The organism is Intestinimonas butyriciproducens, assembly GCF_004154955.1.
GTDB lineage: Bacteria > Bacillota > Clostridia > Oscillospirales > Oscillospiraceae > Intestinimonas > Intestinimonas butyriciproducens.
Window position 1 is genome coordinate 2,089,401 of the sequence record NZ_CP011524.1, and the last position, 14,248, is coordinate 2,103,648.

Here is a 14,248-nt window from a genome sequence, read left to right on the forward strand (position 1 = left end):
CTCAGCACACCTCCCGAATGGCCGCTTCCAGCGCGTCGATCTCCTGCCGGGTGTTCATCTCTGTGGCGCACCACAGGATGCCGCTTTCCACCGGAAGTCCACCCAGGATGCCCCGCAGGGCAAGCCCCTCCAGAAGGCGTTCCGGCTTTACCGGACATGTGGTGACGAATTCATGGAAATAAGGGCCAGGATAGACCATATCGAAGCCGGGCACCGAGCAGATCCGTTCGGCGGCATACCGCGCGTGGGCCATGCAGCCCTCCGCCGCCTGCCTGAGGCCCTTTGCCCCCATGGCCGCCAGGTACACCGCTGCGGTCATGGCACAGAGGGCCTGATTGGAGCAGACGTTGGAGCTGGCTTTTTCCCGGCGGATATGCTGTTCCCGGGCCTGGAGCGTGAGGACATAGGCTCTCCGGCCGTCATGGTCGGCGGTCTCACCCACGATGCGCCCGGGCAGCTTTCGGGCCATGGCGCTTTTGGCCGCCATAAAGCCCAGGTAGGGCCCCCCGAAGCTGAGGGGAAGTCCCAAAGGTTGCCCCTCTCCCACCGCGATATCGGCGCCGCACTCGCCGGGCGTCTTGAGCACCGCCATGGCGATGGGATTCACACCCATAATGAATTTGCCGCCGCAGCCGTGGACCGCCTCGCCTATATCGGCGGCGGACTCGATGCGGCCGTAATAATTGGGCTGCTGGAGGTAAAAGCAGGCCACCGTGTCGTCCAGCAGCGCCCCGAGGGCCTCCTGGTCGGTAAAGCCGTTTTTCACGGGGACGGTCTTTACCTCCATACCGTTTCCGAAACAATAGGTCTCGATGGTCTGAAGGACCATGGGATGGGCAGCGGCGGAGACCAGCACGGTATTCCGCTTCCGGTCCCTGCACATGGCCACGGCCTCCGCCGCCGCGGAGGCCCCGTCATAGACCGAGGCGTTGGAGGCGTCCATGCCGGTAAGCGCGCAGATCATGGTCTGGTACTCAAAGATGGACTGGAGGACGCCCTGGGATATCTCCGCCTGATAAGGGGTGTAAGCGGTGAGAAAGGTCTCCTTGGACGTGACACTCTTCACAATGGATGGAATATAGTGCCGGTAGGCTCCCGCCCCCCGAAACACAGAGGGAAACACGGTGTTCTTGGAGGCAATGCCCTCCAGGATACGCCGGACCTCCAGCTCGCTTTTGCCCTCCGGGAGGTCCAGCCGCTCCACCTTCATCTCCGCCGGGACTTGTGCATAGAGCTCATCGATGCTCTTGCAGCCGATGGCCTCCAGCATCTCCTGCCGCTCGGCGGCAGTGGAGGGAATGTAGCTGCCCACGGCTCAGCCCTCCTCGGCGCACAGGGCCGCATAGGCCGCCGCTTCCAGCAGGTCCTCCTTGTCAGTGATGCCCTCGACCTCCACCAGCCATGCGCCGTAGGGATCGGCATTGATGCCCTCGGGCGCCTCCAGCAGCGCTTCATTCACGGCCTTTACCGTGCCGCTTACAGGGCTGTAGACATCAGAGACCGCCTTGACGGACTCCACATCGCCCAGAGCCTCGCCGCAGGTGAGCGTATCCCCTACCTCGGGCAGGTTGACAAAGACCAGATCGCCCAGAGCCTCCTGTGCGTGGTCGGTGAGGCCCACCTTAGCGGTGTCGCCCTCCATGAGGACCCATTCGTGAGATTTGGTATACAGCAGATTTTCAGGGGTGTTCATCATCGTTTCCTCCTTAAAAATAGGTGTGATTGCAGATTGAGAAATGGACAAGGACTGTTGCTTTCCAACTCCTGCCACTGTCCATTACGCTTATCTCATCAACTGAACTGTTCCGACCGGTTCAGCGCTTGTAAAAGGGCAGCTCCACCACTTTGCAGGGAATGCGGCGCCCCCTCACTTCCACCTCCACCTCCGTGCCGGCGGCGGCGTCCTCCGGGGCCAGATAGGCCATGGCCATGGCCTTACCGAGGAAGGGACAATGTGTGCCCGAGGTCGTCTTTCCCGCCAGCCGGCCGCCGATGTAAATGTCCTGGTGTTCCCGGACAATGCCGCGGCCCGTCACCTCCAGCCCCACTCTGACCCGGGCGATGGGCAGCTTGGCGGCGATGGCGTCCTTGCCGATGAATTCCCTTTTGCTCAGCTTTACGGCAAAGTCCAGTCCCGCCTCCAGCGGCGTGATCTCATCGTCGAGCTCGTGGCCGTAGAGCGGCATGGCCGCCTCCAGGCGCAGGGTATCCCGAGCCCCCAGCCCGCAGGGGATGAGCCCCAGGTCTTTCCCTGTCTCCAGCAGCAGGTCCCAGAGGGCGCCGGCATCGGCATTGGCGCAGTAGAGCTCATAGCCGAATTCACCAGTGTACCCCGTGCGGGAGATCAGGCACCGGATCCCCTTCAGATCCACGTCTTTTACAAAGCTGTAGTATTTCTTGGGCAGGACGGGCTCCTCCAGCAGCCGCAGCAGGATTTCCTTTGATCTGGGCCCCTGAAGGGCCACCTGGGCCACATCGGCGGAGATGCCCTCCATGGCGCAGTCCCCCGAGAGGTGGGCGCGCATCCATGCGGCGTCCTTGTCCTTGTTGGCGGCGTTCACCACCACCAGATAGGCCTCCTCCCGGAGCTTGTAAACGATGAGATCGTCCACACAGCCCCCCTGGTCGTTGCACATGGGGGAATAGCGCACCTGGCCGTCATACATGCCCGTAAAATCGTTGGTCAGCATATGATTGAGGTTTCCCAAGGCGTCCGGACCGGTGAATACCAGCTCCCCCATGTGGCTGACGTCGAAAAGCCCCGCGGCGGTACGCACTGCCATATGCTCGGCGATTACCCCGGTGGGGTACTGGACCGGCAGGAGGTATCCCGCAAAGGGGACGATCTTGCCGCCCAGCGCCTCGTGGCGGCTGTAGAGGGGTGTTTTTGCTTCCATGCTCTCCTTCTCCTTTCAGATTGGTAGTACAAATAATAGAAAACGGAGGCGCGCCTAAAAAAGGCACGCCTCCGTCTGGTTACCTGAAAGATTCTCCGCGTCCTCGCCGGACAGCAGGTTGCTTCTTCGGTCCGGCGTTTCCACCGGTCTTCGGAGTTTCGTCCGGCATCGGTACTTTTGCCTGAGAGTTTCTCTGCCGATCCCCTTCGGCGCCGCATTGCGCGGTCTCTCCCGATGCCATCATCCGCATATTCTGTTTTCTGCTTTCAGTATATCGAAAAGAACCCGGTTTTGCAAGGACAGATTTTGTGTTATACTGGAAAGAAATTTTGTGCAGTTTCCCGGCGTTCGCCGCTGGAAAGGAGTCTGTGCCATGTATCTGCGCCTCTACCGCCCTGAGGACCTGGAATCCCTTACCCGCCTCTTTTTTGAAACCATACACACGGTCAACGCCGGAGACTACACCCCGGAACAGCTCTGGGCCTGGGCGCCCGGGGCCGTGGACGCAGCCCGCTGGGACCACACACTGCGGGAACACCACTCCCTGGTGGCGCTGGACGGAGACCTGATCATCGGCTTCGGGGACATGGACGGCAGCGGATATCTGGATCGGCTTTTTGTCCACCGGCATTTCCAGTCCCGCGGGACCGCCACCGCGCTCTGCGACGCACTGGAACGCCATGCCGCGGCCGCCGGCGTCACTCATTTTACCACCCACGCCTCCATCACCGCCCGGCCCTTCTTCTCTCACCGGGGCTATCGGACCCTCCGGGAACAGCAGGTGGTACGGCGTGCTGTCCTGCTCACCAATTTTGTCATGGAAAAGTCGATCACCTGACCGGCAGCGCGGCACTACAGGAGCTTGATCACCCGGCCGTCCTTCCGGGGCAGGGGCCTGAGTTCCGGGCCCGCAGGGTAGCCCAGGGCAACGCTGCCCACACCCCGCATACTCTCGGGAAGGCCCCACTGCCGGAGGTACGCCTTTCCCTCTTCCGAGTCGAACATCTCCCGGACGCGGTGGATCCAGCAGGCGCCCAGCCCCAGGGCATGGGCCGCGTTGAGCATGTTGCAGAGCGCGCAGCTTCCATCCTCCACCCAGGTATACCGGACCGTATCCGCCAGGACCAGGATGATCGTCGGCGCCCCGTAATAGGGGTCCATATCTTTATCCCAGAAGGACTTGTTCAGGGCGGCCAGCCGGTCTCGGAGTTCCTTCTCCTGCACCGCCACCAACTCCACGCCCTGCACATTCTTTCCGGTGGGGGCATACAGGCCGGACTGGAGCACCTGGTCCAGCTCCTGCTCCGAAACCTGGCGTGCCTGGTACTGACGTACGCTCCTGCGGGTCAAAAGCACATTCATTGCTTCCTGTTTCATCTGGCATCCCTCACTTTGAGATAATGTTTGGAATCTTTTCCCGTCCCCATCATAGTCCAAACACAGGCTTTTGTCAAAGCCCCTTTTGTGCAGGGCCGTCCAGGAGCCGGCCATGGAAGTCGAATCGTGACCCGTGACAGGGACAGTCCCAGGTCTTCTCGTCCGGGTTCCACTCCACCTGGCAGCCAAGATGGGGGCAGCGCGCCGAGACGGTGAAAACTTCCCCATCCTCTGTCTTATAGACCCCCAGCTTTTCCCCCTCCACTTCCACGATCCCGCCATGGCCCGGCGGCAGCGCCTCCACGGCCGCCCTCGGCGGCTCGAAGGCGGACCGGCACAGGCCTTTCACCGCCTGTTTTCCGTCCTCCCAAAGGTTGGCCGCCGAAGCGCGCAGGTCCATCCTCCCCGGGTCGAAAACCGCTCCGTCCGGGTCCCGCTCCCCAGTGAGGAGTCCGGAGAGGAGCAGGGCGGAGACCATCGAACCGGTCATGCCCCACTTGCCGAAGCCGGTGGCCACGTACCAGTTGGGCGCAGCAGAGGCGTAGGGCCCGATATAGGGTACCCCGTCCATGCTGATGCAGTCCTGCGCCGACCAGTGTGCCGCCTGGGACGCACCGGGAAAAAGCCGCTCCGCCTGCTCCTCCAGCCCCCGGTAGCAACCTCCGGCGGAGTTTTCCCCGGTGCGGTGCTTCCCGCCTCCCAGAAGCAGCAGATCCCCGCAGGGGCGCAGCGACACCCCGTCCGGATCTGTGCCGTAATACATTCCCTTCAGCCGGGCCGCCCCTCGGAGCGCCAGTACATAGCTGCGCTCCTGGTGCATCCTCAGGAAATACAGCCCCGGCACATTGATGAAAGGGTAATGGGTGGTAAACACCACCTGCTCGGCCTTCACCCGTCCCCGCTCCGTCCGCAGCGCGCCCCCCTCCGCCGCGATCACCCGGCTATGCTCAAAAACCTCCAGCTCTTCCGCCAGCGCGCCCAAAAACCGAAGAGGGTGGAACCGGGCCTGTCCTTCCAGCCGGGCCGCCCCCTTCACGGGAAACGGGAGCTCCGTCTCCAGTGTGAAGGAACACTCCAGGCCCAGCCGGGCGGCGGTATGCGCCTCCTGCCGGACCGGATCCTCCTCCTGGGTGGAATAGAGGAAGGCGGGGCAGTCCTCCCACTCGCATGGGATCTTCCGCTCTCGCACCAGCCGCCGGTAGGCTTCCACGGCCCGCTGGTTGGCCGAGGCATACTGCCGTGCCGCCAGCTCCCCCTTCTGTTCGGAGAGCCGCTCGTAGATCATGCCGTGCTGCGCCGTGATTTTGGCCGTGGTGTTCCGAGTCTGACCGCCGGCCAGCCGTTCGGCCTCCAGCAGCAGCACCTTTGCGCCCCTCTGCCGCAGGAACCAGGCTGTGAGCACACCGGCCATTCCTCCGCCCACTACCGCTACCTCTGTACTGTGTTCCCCTTCCAGCGCCGACCGGGAGGGAAGGGTTACGGTTTCACTCCAAATGGACCCCATTTCTTAATCACCTCGGGGACAGCATGTGCATCCCGGAGCAAAATCATGTATCGGACTTTCTCCAGACCGCGGCGGCATCCGCTCTAAGTGCCAGGTCCCGGAATACGGCCGCTACCTGACACTCATATTCCCGTACATCGCCAGCCTTTCGCAGCCTTTTTGCATACCTTCCGTCGTCCTCAAAAAGGCCCATCAGATAGAACCAGATCTCCTTCATCCGCAGCATGGCGTTTCGGCTGCTTCCAAATGCGGCGCAGTAGCCCTGATAGAGCTCGTCATGGAAAGCCCGCAGCCTGTCCTTGTCCGCGCCCGGCCCGCCGCCGGCCTTATCTATGAGGGCCGGATCGGCGATGAGCCCCCGGCCCAGCATCAGTCCCGCCGCCGTTTGGAACCGCGCCTCCGCCGCCCGGCACTCTGCCGCCGTCACCAGGTCCCCATTGTAGCATACCGGATTGCGGCTCTTCGGCAGGGCGGCTTCGAACGCCTCCGTCCGTATCCGGTTCCGATAAAAATCCGCCCGCACTCTAGGGTGGATGGTCAGTTCGGCGATGGGATAGCGGTTATAAATCTCCAGCAGGTGGGAAAACTCCTCCGGTTCCCGCAGCCCCAGGCGGGTCTTCACCGATATGCGCACCTCTGCGGCGGCAAAAATCTCCTCCAGGAAGCGGTCCAGCTCCGCAGGCTCCCCCAGAAAGCCCGCCCCTTTTCCTTTGGCCGTCACGGTGCCGGAGGGACAGCCGAGATTCAGATTGACCTCCCGGTAACCCATCTTCTTCAGCTCGCCCGCCGCCCACAGGAAGTCCTCCGCGCGCCGCGTCAGGAGCTGCGGCACGGCGTTCAGCCCCTCGTTGTGCTCCGGCGCGATCTCCCGCAAATCTTTTTTTGTGAAAATATGGTCGTGGCTGGGGGACAGAAACGGCATGAAGTATTTGTCCGCCTTTTTAAAATAGCGGCTGTGGGCCTTTCGGTAAAGATAGCTGGTCACGCCCTCCATCGGGGCGGCATAATAGCGCATGGAGGTTCCCCTTTCATCCGTTGGTCCTGGGCTTTGGCGCGAGGCCTGCCCGGCGTTGCCCCTGATTATACCACCCCGACGCAGTCCTTTCCATACCCGGTTGCATCCCCCGTCCGCTGTCTGATATAATTGGAAAAACAGTCCCTCTTAAGACAAGTGTTGCTGGATAGAGGTGCGAATAATATACAGAATATTTGGACATTTATGTATTTCTCGGAATGATAAGGACTATAATAAATTATATAAACCCTTTGTGAACATAATATGTACAAAAAAGAAGGGGTATCTTTTTGACGGAGGGCGGGACAGCAGGGATTATTTTTGAAAAGCTCGTAAATCAGGCTCCAAACTGTCCGTTTTCAAAAAAAAGAAATATCACCTTAACGAAACAGAGCAAAATTAGAGTAACTATTTTCAATATTATCAAATTATCTCAACATCTCCGTCATACGCCCTAAAAAATCGCCATATTTTTCCATGTCCGTCCCAATTAAAATTTCAACAAGTCTGTTTTATGTATGTAAAGTCAGACTTATGATCTTTTTGCTTTTTTCTGGGTGATTTGTAAGGGAAACTAGCTATTCAGTTAGTGGACGGCAAACGCGGTCACAAAAGACAAGCCCCGCTGTTGTTCAGCGGGGCTTACGTTCATATATCGCTCTTTCTGCGGTTACAGTCTGCGCACAGCATTTTACAGTTTTCAGGAATGGTCTTGCCGCCACGGCTCCACGGCGTGATATGGTCGCCTTGCATTTCCTCAAAAGCAAACTGTCCCTTGCAGACGGGGCATACCCCGTCCTGCCGCTCATACGCCGCCCGTTTCTGGCTCTCGGTGAAGGCCCGGATACTCAAATGCTTTTCCTCCCCGGACATGAGATAGGCGTAGATACCCTTTTTGCTGGTTACGTCATCGTCCATCATCAGGGCCTTGATACGGCCTTCCAGCGCGTTTGGGTCGAGGGCGGCGGTTTGATATGCGTTATAGAGTAAGCCAAAATAGCAGCGTCCCCCTCTGCGGAAAGCGAGAGGTAACGTATGGCCGTATCATCACGACAAGTACAGAATAAGCGCGACGGCAACGGCGTTTTGACCGGCAAGCCCGGAACCGTCTACGATGTGAATATCAAGTACAACGCGCCGGACGGCAGAAAAAGCTACATGAAGCGCGGCTTTGCCACCAAGAAAGAAGCCACGCAGCATGAGGCCGAAATGAAAACCAAGCTGCTCAATCCGACCTATACGCCCACCAACTCGGCGCAGGGCAAGCAGACGGTCAAAGAGTACATGGAGGACTGGATAGAAACCCACGGCAAGGCAAATCTGCGCCCAAGCACCTACGCAAGCTATCAAGGCTGGATTAAGAACCACATCGTCCCCAACATCGGCCATGTTCAGCTCAACCAGCTTTCCCCGGCCATGCTGGATAAGCTCTTTCAGCAGCTTTTCGACAAAGGCCTTTCAAACAGCAGCGTCAAATACACGCAGCGCATTTTGAGCGTGGCGCTGGAAGCTGCACGGAAATATCACTACATCGAAACCAACCCCGCCCGCGACATCATCACCAAGTTTGGGAAGCAGGGCAAGACGCCCGACCCGTACACCATCGAGCAGATGCAGGAGTTTATGAGCAAGGTCATCGGCACCGAATGGGAAATGCCGGTCATGCTGGCTGGAATGTACGGCTTGCGTTTGAGTGAAATCCTCGGTTTGCGCTGGAAGAACGTCGATTTTCAAAACAACACTTTCGGCGTAGTCGAGCAGTTGCCTTTCAATCTCCCGGCTGGAACAAAGGAAGTCGCAGAAATGGCACCGACAAAATCGAATGACCGCATCCTGCCTATCACAGATCAGACGCGGCTTTACTTTGAACAACAGCTTGCTTTGCAGGAGCGCCGCAAGGAGCTGACCGCGGCATCGGGAGCGCCCTACTATGATAACGATTTGGTAGTTGCCAAGCCGGACGGCGCACCTTTCCGGCGTGACACGGTATCAACGGCTTTCGGGCAGCTTATCCGGCATCTTGAATTACCGCACTTGCGTTTTCATGATTTGAGGCACACGGCGGCCACCAATATGCACCAGCTAACCGGCGATTTTTATACTGTCGGTGAGATTTTAGGGCATACGCTGAAAGGCATCGGTATGTCGCTGGGTATCTCGACCAACTTTGACGCGGTGACAGCGCAGTATGTCGATGTGCGGCTTAATCGAAAAAAGACGGTGCTGGAAACCTACCATAAGGCGCTGCACCCGCAAAAGGAAGCGGCGGCAGCGGCGAAGCCCGCACCGACAGCGAAGAAACCCGGCAGAAAGAAAAGCAGCGAAATGGAGCTTTAGGGACGTATCTTCTTAAAGCTCCACGCTGCTTTTTATAGCATTTTAGAGAATCCAGGCACCATTAGGGCACCACAACATACATTTTCAATGTATGTTACGAATGACAATTTTTTCGTATAAAGAGGTAGGGCACCACAAATCAAGGCACCAAGGGCACCATTCAGCAGGAAATGGCAGAAGCAGGCACCACGGCAGAATAGAAAAAACCCCCGAAAACGTAGTGCTTTCAGGGGTTTGTGGCGGAGCGGGTGGGATTCGAACCCACGTGACGTTTCCGTCAAACTGATTTCGAGTCAGCCCCGTTATGACCACTTCGATACCGCTCCATATCATAGCTGCGCCGGTGTCCCAGAGGATGCCCTTCTCAATGCCTTCTACCGGCACTTTTAAAAAGATACCCCATTTTGCCCCGTTTGTCAATGCCGCTGTACACGCATCGGGCAAAGAACCGTCGGTCCCGGTCATATGGCGTCCCCTTCCTTGACACAGGACCCTGAAATGGGATAAACTAAGATGATATCGTATAAATATTGGAATGTGAGGGAAGTCCAATGCCCAAAAGCACTGGCAAGCAGCAGTATGGCAACGACTCTATCTCCGCCCTCAAAGGGGCGGACCGGGTCCGGAAACGGCCCGGAGTCATCTTCGGGTCCGACGGCCTGGAGGGCTGCGAGCACGCCGTTTTTGAAATTCTCAGCAACGCCATTGATGAGGCCCGCGAAGGCCATGGAGACACCATCACCATCACCCGCTACGAGGACAAGTCCATCGAAGTGGAGGACTTCGGCCGGGGCTGCCCGGTGGACTGGAACGAAAAAGAGCAGAAGTTCAACTGGGAGCTGGTTTTCTGCGAACTCTATGCCGGCGGCAAGTACAACAACCTGGAGGGAGACAATTATGAGTACTCCCTGGGTCTCAACGGCTTGGGCACCTGTGCCACACAGTATGCTTCCGAGTATTTTGACGCCCTGATCCATCGCGACGGCTTTGAGTACAGCCTTCACTTTGAAAAGGGTGAAAATATCGGCGGTCTTCAAAAGGCCCCTTGGAGCGGCAAAAAAACAGGGTCTCGGTTCCGTTGGAAGCCGGATCTGGATGTGTTTACCGACATCAACATTCCGGTAGAGTTCTTCCTGGATGTACTCAAGCGCCAAGCGGTGGTCAACGCCGGCGTCACCTTCCGCTTCCGCAACCAAGTAAACGGCAAGTTCGAGACCACCGACTTCCAGTATCAGAACGGCATTGTGGACTATGTTCGGGAGCTATCCGGCGAGAACGCTCTCACCACCCCCGTCTTCTGGCAGACCGAGCGACGGGGCCGGGACCGGGTGGACAAGCCGGACTATAAGGTCAAGCTCTCCGTTTCCTTCTGCTTCTCCAACACGGTGAACATCATCGAACACTATCACAACTCCTCCTGGCTGGAACACGGCGGTTCTCCGGAGAAGGCCATGCGCTCCGCTTTTGTCTCAGCCATCGACGCCTATCTCCGTCAGCAGGGCAAATACCAGAAAGCGGAGAGCAAGATCACCTGGAACGATATCCAGGATTGTCTGGTCTTTGTCTCCAACAACTTTTCCACCCAGACCTCCTATGAAAATCAGACGAAAAAGGCCATCAACAATAAATTCGTCCAGGAGGCCATGACCGATTTTCTCAAAAGTCAGATGGAAGTCTATTTCATCGAAAACCCCTTTGACGCGGGGAAAATCGCCGAGCAGGTCCTCATCAACAAGCGCAGCCGCGAGTCCGCGGAGAAGGCCCGGCTCAACATCAAGAAGAAGCTCTCCGGCAATGTGGATATCTCCAACCGGGTTCAGAAATTTGTGGACTGCCGCACGAAGGACACAGAACGCCGTGAGCTCTATATCGTGGAGGGCGACTCGGCCTTGGGCTCGGTCAAGCTGAGCCGGGACGCAGAATTTCAGGGCATCATGCCGGTCCGCGGCAAGATCCTCAACTGCCTGAAAGCGGATTTCGGCAAGATCTTCAAAAGCGAGATTATCACCGACCTGCTGAAGGTCCTTGGCTGCGGCGTGGAAGTCCACGACAAACGGGCCAAGGATATGGCGGACTTCGATCTCATGAACCTCAGATGGAACAAGGTGGTCATCTGTACCGACGCAGACGTGGACGGCTACCAAATCCGAACCCTTATCCTCACCATGCTCTATCGGCTTACCCCCACCCTCATCCAACGCGGTTACGTCTATATTGCCGAGTCCCCTCTTTATGAGATCAACTACAAGGAAAAGACCTGGTTCGCCTACAATGAGACGGAGAAGACCAACATCCTGTCTGAACTTGGAGACAGGAAGTATACCATTCAGCGCTCCAAGGGACTGGGCGAAAACGAGCCGGACATGATGTGGCTCACCACGATGAATCCCGCCACCCGCCGGCTCATCAAGGTCATGCCGGAGGATGTGGAGCGCACCGCTCAGGTCTTTGACCTCCTGCTGGGAGACAACCTCAGCGGCCGAAAGGACCACATTGCAGAAAATGGGTATAAATATCTAGAACTGGCCGATATCTCTTGACCCGCCGGAGCGGTGCCGCCGCTTCTGAAATGATAGAAGGAGGTCCCACGATGAAAAAGCTGCTCACATCGATGCTCGTTCTCGCTATGTCCCTGTCCCTGCTCACCCCCGCTCTGGCTGTCGAAGCGCCGGAGATCCCCTCTGTTCCGGATGTGTTTCCGGACGTCGCTGTGGCCGTGACCACAACGCCCGACGAATCGCTTTCGGATGGAGAGCCCGAATGGGAGGCGGAGAAAACCGCCTGGCTGGCCGCCCACCCCGAGGAGGCCGCTTCCTTTGACGCCGACGCTTGGTTCGCGTCCATCTACGGCGACTACTCTACCAAGGAGGACTACCTCTATTGGAACGGGTCCACGGAGGAGGACTTCCAACAGGAGATGCTGGATGAGTACATCGCCTTCCAGCTCTACCAGGAGGAACGGAGGACCACGGTGGAAGCGTACGAGACCGCCCACCCCGGCACTTTGGCCGCCTTTGACGCCGATGCCTGGTTCGAGACCAACTACGGCGCTTACGATTATACCAAAGAGGAGTATATGGTCCTTTATGGCCTGGCGACCGAGGAGGACTTTCTCCTGGACATGCAGTATGAGTATGTCTCCGGCCTGCTGGAGGCGGACAACCGCCGGCAGCGGGTAGAGGCGTATGAGGCCTCTCACCCCGGCGCTTTTGCCGCCTTTGACGCCGACGCCTGGTTTGCCCAGCATCATCCCTACTATGAAAAAGAGGAGTACATGAGTTCTTTTTCCAGTGCGAAAGACGACGCGGCGTTCCGGGACATCATGTTCTGCGAGTACCTGGACGAGCTGGACCTGAAGCAGGCCCAGAGGGACGAAGTGGCCGCCTACGCATCGGAGCACCCCGGCGTACTGGAGGGGTTCGATCCCATGGCCTATCTGGCCGACCACTACGGCTATCAGGATCCCAAGACCGCCTTTATGGAGGACTACGGACTTTCTGACGATCAGGAGTTCCTGGAATACCTCCAGTATGCCTATATCAGCGCCCTGAAGGCCCGCCAAGAGCGTGCCGCACGTATCGCCGACTATGAGGCGGCAAACCCCGGCTCCACTGCGGACTTCGACGCCGACGCCTACTTTGCGGAAAACTACTCCTATTACACCAAGGAGCGGTTTATGCTCAACCAGGAGCTGGACACCGAGGAGGACTTCCACGACTATCTGCTGTGCGAGTGGATCGACTACCAAGAGTACGGCGACTGGTGGTGGGTGGCTCCTGCCGACTATGATGCGGAAAAGGAACTGCTGGGCGGCGTCCCCGGCGAGCTGGGCATCATGGTAAACGGCGTGTACCTCCAGTTCGGGTCAGATCAGAAGCCCTACGCCCAGGACGGCACCACTTTTGTGCCCTCCGAAATCCTGGCCCAGGCCCTGGGGCAGACACCCAAGACCGTCACCACGAACGGCTACTCCCCCCTGCGCGCCTCCGCCGAGGAGGCCGGCTATACCGTCTACTGGGATCAAAACTTCGAGACCGCTGTTCTGCTGGACCCGGAGGAGGCTACGGCGGCCATGGATGAATCGTTCACCATTCTCAACGGGGCGCTGGCGAAGTGGGCCCCCGCCTCGGGGCAGAATCACCAGACCGACTGCACCATCGCTTTGGATACCACCCTCTTCAACTCCATCGACGGGGACAAGACCTATGCCGTCTCCGCCGCCTTCCGCCAGCTTCTCTCCCCCGCCGGCATGGAACTCTCCGGCACCTACGACCTCTCCGAGCTGGAAGAGCTGATCCGCGGTCTGCTGGGCGACGAGATGTACGACTATCTCTCTCAGGATGCGGGCACGGAGTTCCAGGCCCTGATGGATCTGCTTCGGGCCGGAGACTTCCAGATCCGGGCCGACTATGAAAGCGGAATGCTCTATCTCACCTCCTCCTCTTTCCCCTCCCTCTTCTCCATCATGGGCAAGACCTACCCCAAAGACGTGTGGCTCTCCTGGGACAGCGGCCTCACTTCCGCCGGGGCTACCGCTACCGTCGGCGCCGCAGTAGCCGCCGCCTCCCTGGCCTCCGATCTGCAATCTCCCTACATCTCCCCCGTCTACTATTATCAGAACATCCTGAATGCCGGGTCCATGACGGCTGCGGTACTGGGCGACGACCAATTCGAGGCCAAGGGCAGCGATCATGTCCTCGCGCTGGACGCCGAAGAGCTCACCGCGCTCCTCTACGGCGTTCTCGGCGATTCCTATTACTACGACCTCTCCTTCCGGGAGCTGTCCCTGACGCTCACCGTAGGCGAAGACGGCACCATCGACGGCAGCTTTGCCCTGCGGCCCGAGAGCGAATATTCCTTCCTGCTGGACATGCGTCTGGCCGGCGACTGGTCCTTCAACGGGAAAGAGGATTCCTTCCACCTGGAGCTGCATGTGAAAAACCTCTGCAAAATGGCCATCTCCGTGGAAAGCGAGACCTCCGTCACCAGCCAGGAGCCCCAGACCACCCCGCCGGAGGGCGACGCCGTGGTCCCTGTGGATGAATCGTTTGGCGGCTGATATCCCGTCTCTCCGCCCTGGCATGGATCCGCTTCCTGCGTTTTCCCGGTAAAGAAAGG

11 protein-coding genes, 1 tRNA gene and 2 riboswitches are annotated in these 14,248 nt (G+C 58.7%); of the genes, 4 read left to right on the forward strand and 8 right to left on the reverse strand.

Annotated features, from left to right (window positions below; all coding sequences use genetic code 11):
• Window position 1 precedes the first annotated feature (1 nt).
• From gcvPA to gcvT, 3 genes are all read right to left on the reverse strand, one after another.
• Window positions 2–1,312 carry an aminomethyl-transferring glycine dehydrogenase subunit GcvPA gene (gene gcvPA, locus SRB521_RS10455; RefSeq protein ID WP_075703580.1) on the reverse strand — a complete coding sequence of 437 codons (1,311 nt, stop codon included), beginning with the start codon at window positions 1,310–1,312 and terminating at the stop codon, window positions 2–4.
• A gap of 3 nt (window positions 1,313–1,315) precedes the next feature.
• The gene (gcvH, locus tag SRB521_RS10460; RefSeq protein WP_075703579.1) at window positions 1,316–1,693 is read right to left on the reverse strand and encodes a glycine cleavage system protein GcvH; all 378 of its coding nucleotides are present in this window, start codon (window positions 1,691–1,693) and stop codon (window positions 1,316–1,318) included.
• Between the two features lie 121 nt (window positions 1,694–1,814).
• A complete protein-coding gene (gcvT, locus tag SRB521_RS10465; protein ID WP_116721801.1) occupies window positions 1,815–2,897 on the reverse strand; it encodes a glycine cleavage system aminomethyltransferase GcvT in 1,083 nt (360 codons plus the stop codon).
• Between the two features lie 69 nt (window positions 2,898–2,966).
• Window positions 2,967–3,053: riboswitch (glycine riboswitch) on the reverse strand.
• Window positions 3,054–3,056: 3 nt separating this feature from the next.
• Window positions 3,057–3,141: riboswitch (glycine riboswitch) on the reverse strand.
• Between the two features lie 129 nt (window positions 3,142–3,270).
• Here gcvT and SRB521_RS10470 point away from each other — a divergent pair.
• Window positions 3,271–3,735, forward strand: a complete 465-nt coding sequence (locus SRB521_RS10470) for a GNAT family N-acetyltransferase (protein ID WP_033117813.1) — start codon at window positions 3,271–3,273, stop codon at window positions 3,733–3,735.
• A gap of 14 nt (window positions 3,736–3,749) precedes the next feature.
• On the opposite strand, the gene SRB521_RS10475 is transcribed toward SRB521_RS10470, so the two are convergent.
• From SRB521_RS10475 to SRB521_RS10490, 4 genes are all read right to left on the reverse strand, one after another.
• Window positions 3,750–4,274: a nitroreductase family protein gene (locus SRB521_RS10475; RefSeq protein ID WP_116721802.1), complete on the reverse strand. Its 525-nt coding sequence runs from the start codon at window positions 4,272–4,274 to the stop codon at window positions 3,750–3,752.
• A 73-nt stretch (window positions 4,275–4,347) separates the two neighbouring features.
• Window positions 4,348–5,778, reverse strand: coding sequence for an FAD-dependent oxidoreductase (locus tag SRB521_RS10480; protein ID WP_116721803.1), 1,431 nt, complete (start codon window positions 5,776–5,778; stop codon window positions 4,348–4,350).
• A gap of 43 nt (window positions 5,779–5,821) precedes the next feature.
• Complete coding sequence (locus tag SRB521_RS10485; RefSeq protein WP_075703575.1) at window positions 5,822–6,793, reverse strand: tRNA dihydrouridine synthase; 972 nt, start codon at window positions 6,791–6,793, stop codon at window positions 5,822–5,824.
• Between the two features lie 648 nt (window positions 6,794–7,441).
• Window positions 7,442–7,714, reverse strand: coding sequence for an HNH endonuclease (locus SRB521_RS10490; RefSeq protein WP_116721804.1), 273 nt, complete (start codon window positions 7,712–7,714; stop codon window positions 7,442–7,444).
• 114 nt (window positions 7,715–7,828) lie between these two features.
• On the opposite strand from SRB521_RS10490, the gene SRB521_RS10495 reads away from it, so the two are divergent.
• The gene (locus tag SRB521_RS10495) at window positions 7,829–9,130 is read left to right on the forward strand and encodes a tyrosine-type recombinase/integrase (RefSeq protein ID WP_116721805.1); all 1,302 of its coding nucleotides are present in this window, start codon (window positions 7,829–7,831) and stop codon (window positions 9,128–9,130) included.
• A gap of 237 nt (window positions 9,131–9,367) precedes the next feature.
• Here the strand turns inward: SRB521_RS10495 and SRB521_RS10500 are convergent.
• Window positions 9,368–9,456, reverse strand: a tRNA-Ser gene (locus tag SRB521_RS10500).
• A 225-nt stretch (window positions 9,457–9,681) separates the two neighbouring features.
• On the opposite strand from SRB521_RS10500, the gene SRB521_RS10505 reads away from it, so the two are divergent.
• Together SRB521_RS10505 and SRB521_RS10510 are read left to right on the forward strand one after the other, a co-directional pair.
• Window positions 9,682–11,670, forward strand: coding sequence for a DNA gyrase/topoisomerase IV subunit B (locus SRB521_RS10505; RefSeq protein WP_075703569.1), 1,989 nt, complete (start codon window positions 9,682–9,684; stop codon window positions 11,668–11,670).
• A gap of 50 nt (window positions 11,671–11,720) precedes the next feature.
• Window positions 11,721–14,189, forward strand: coding sequence for a hypothetical protein (locus SRB521_RS10510; RefSeq protein ID WP_116721806.1), 2,469 nt, complete (start codon window positions 11,721–11,723; stop codon window positions 14,187–14,189).
• Window positions 14,190–14,248 lie beyond the last annotated feature (59 nt).

Bases quoted from the DNA above. Each gene is read 5' to 3' on its own strand.
- SRB521_RS10485 (WP_075703575.1), bottom strand. From the start codon at position 6,793: ATGCGCTATTATGCCGCCCCGATGGAGGGCGTGACCAGCTATCTTTAC.
- SRB521_RS10510 (WP_116721806.1), top strand. From the start codon at position 11,721: ATGAAAAAGCTGCTCACATCGATGCTCGTTCTCGCTATGTCCCTGTCC.
- gcvT (WP_116721801.1), bottom strand. From the start codon at position 2,897: ATGGAAGCAAAAACACCCCTCTACAGCCGCCACGAGGCGCTGGGCGGC.
- gcvH (WP_075703579.1), bottom strand. From the start codon at position 1,693: ATGAACACCCCTGAAAATCTGCTGTATACCAAATCTCACGAATGGGTC.
- SRB521_RS10475 (WP_116721802.1), bottom strand. From the start codon at position 4,274: ATGAAACAGGAAGCAATGAATGTGCTTTTGACCCGCAGGAGCGTACGT.
- SRB521_RS10505 (WP_075703569.1), top strand. From the start codon at position 9,682: ATGCCCAAAAGCACTGGCAAGCAGCAGTATGGCAACGACTCTATCTCC.
- SRB521_RS10470 (WP_033117813.1), top strand. From the start codon at position 3,271: ATGTATCTGCGCCTCTACCGCCCTGAGGACCTGGAATCCCTTACCCGC.
- SRB521_RS10495 (WP_116721805.1), top strand. From the start codon at position 7,829: ATGGCCGTATCATCACGACAAGTACAGAATAAGCGCGACGGCAACGGC.
- SRB521_RS10490 (WP_116721804.1), bottom strand. From the start codon at position 7,714: ATGATGGACGATGACGTAACCAGCAAAAAGGGTATCTACGCCTATCTC.
- SRB521_RS10480 (WP_116721803.1), bottom strand. From the start codon at position 5,778: ATGGGGTCCATTTGGAGTGAAACCGTAACCCTTCCCTCCCGGTCGGCG.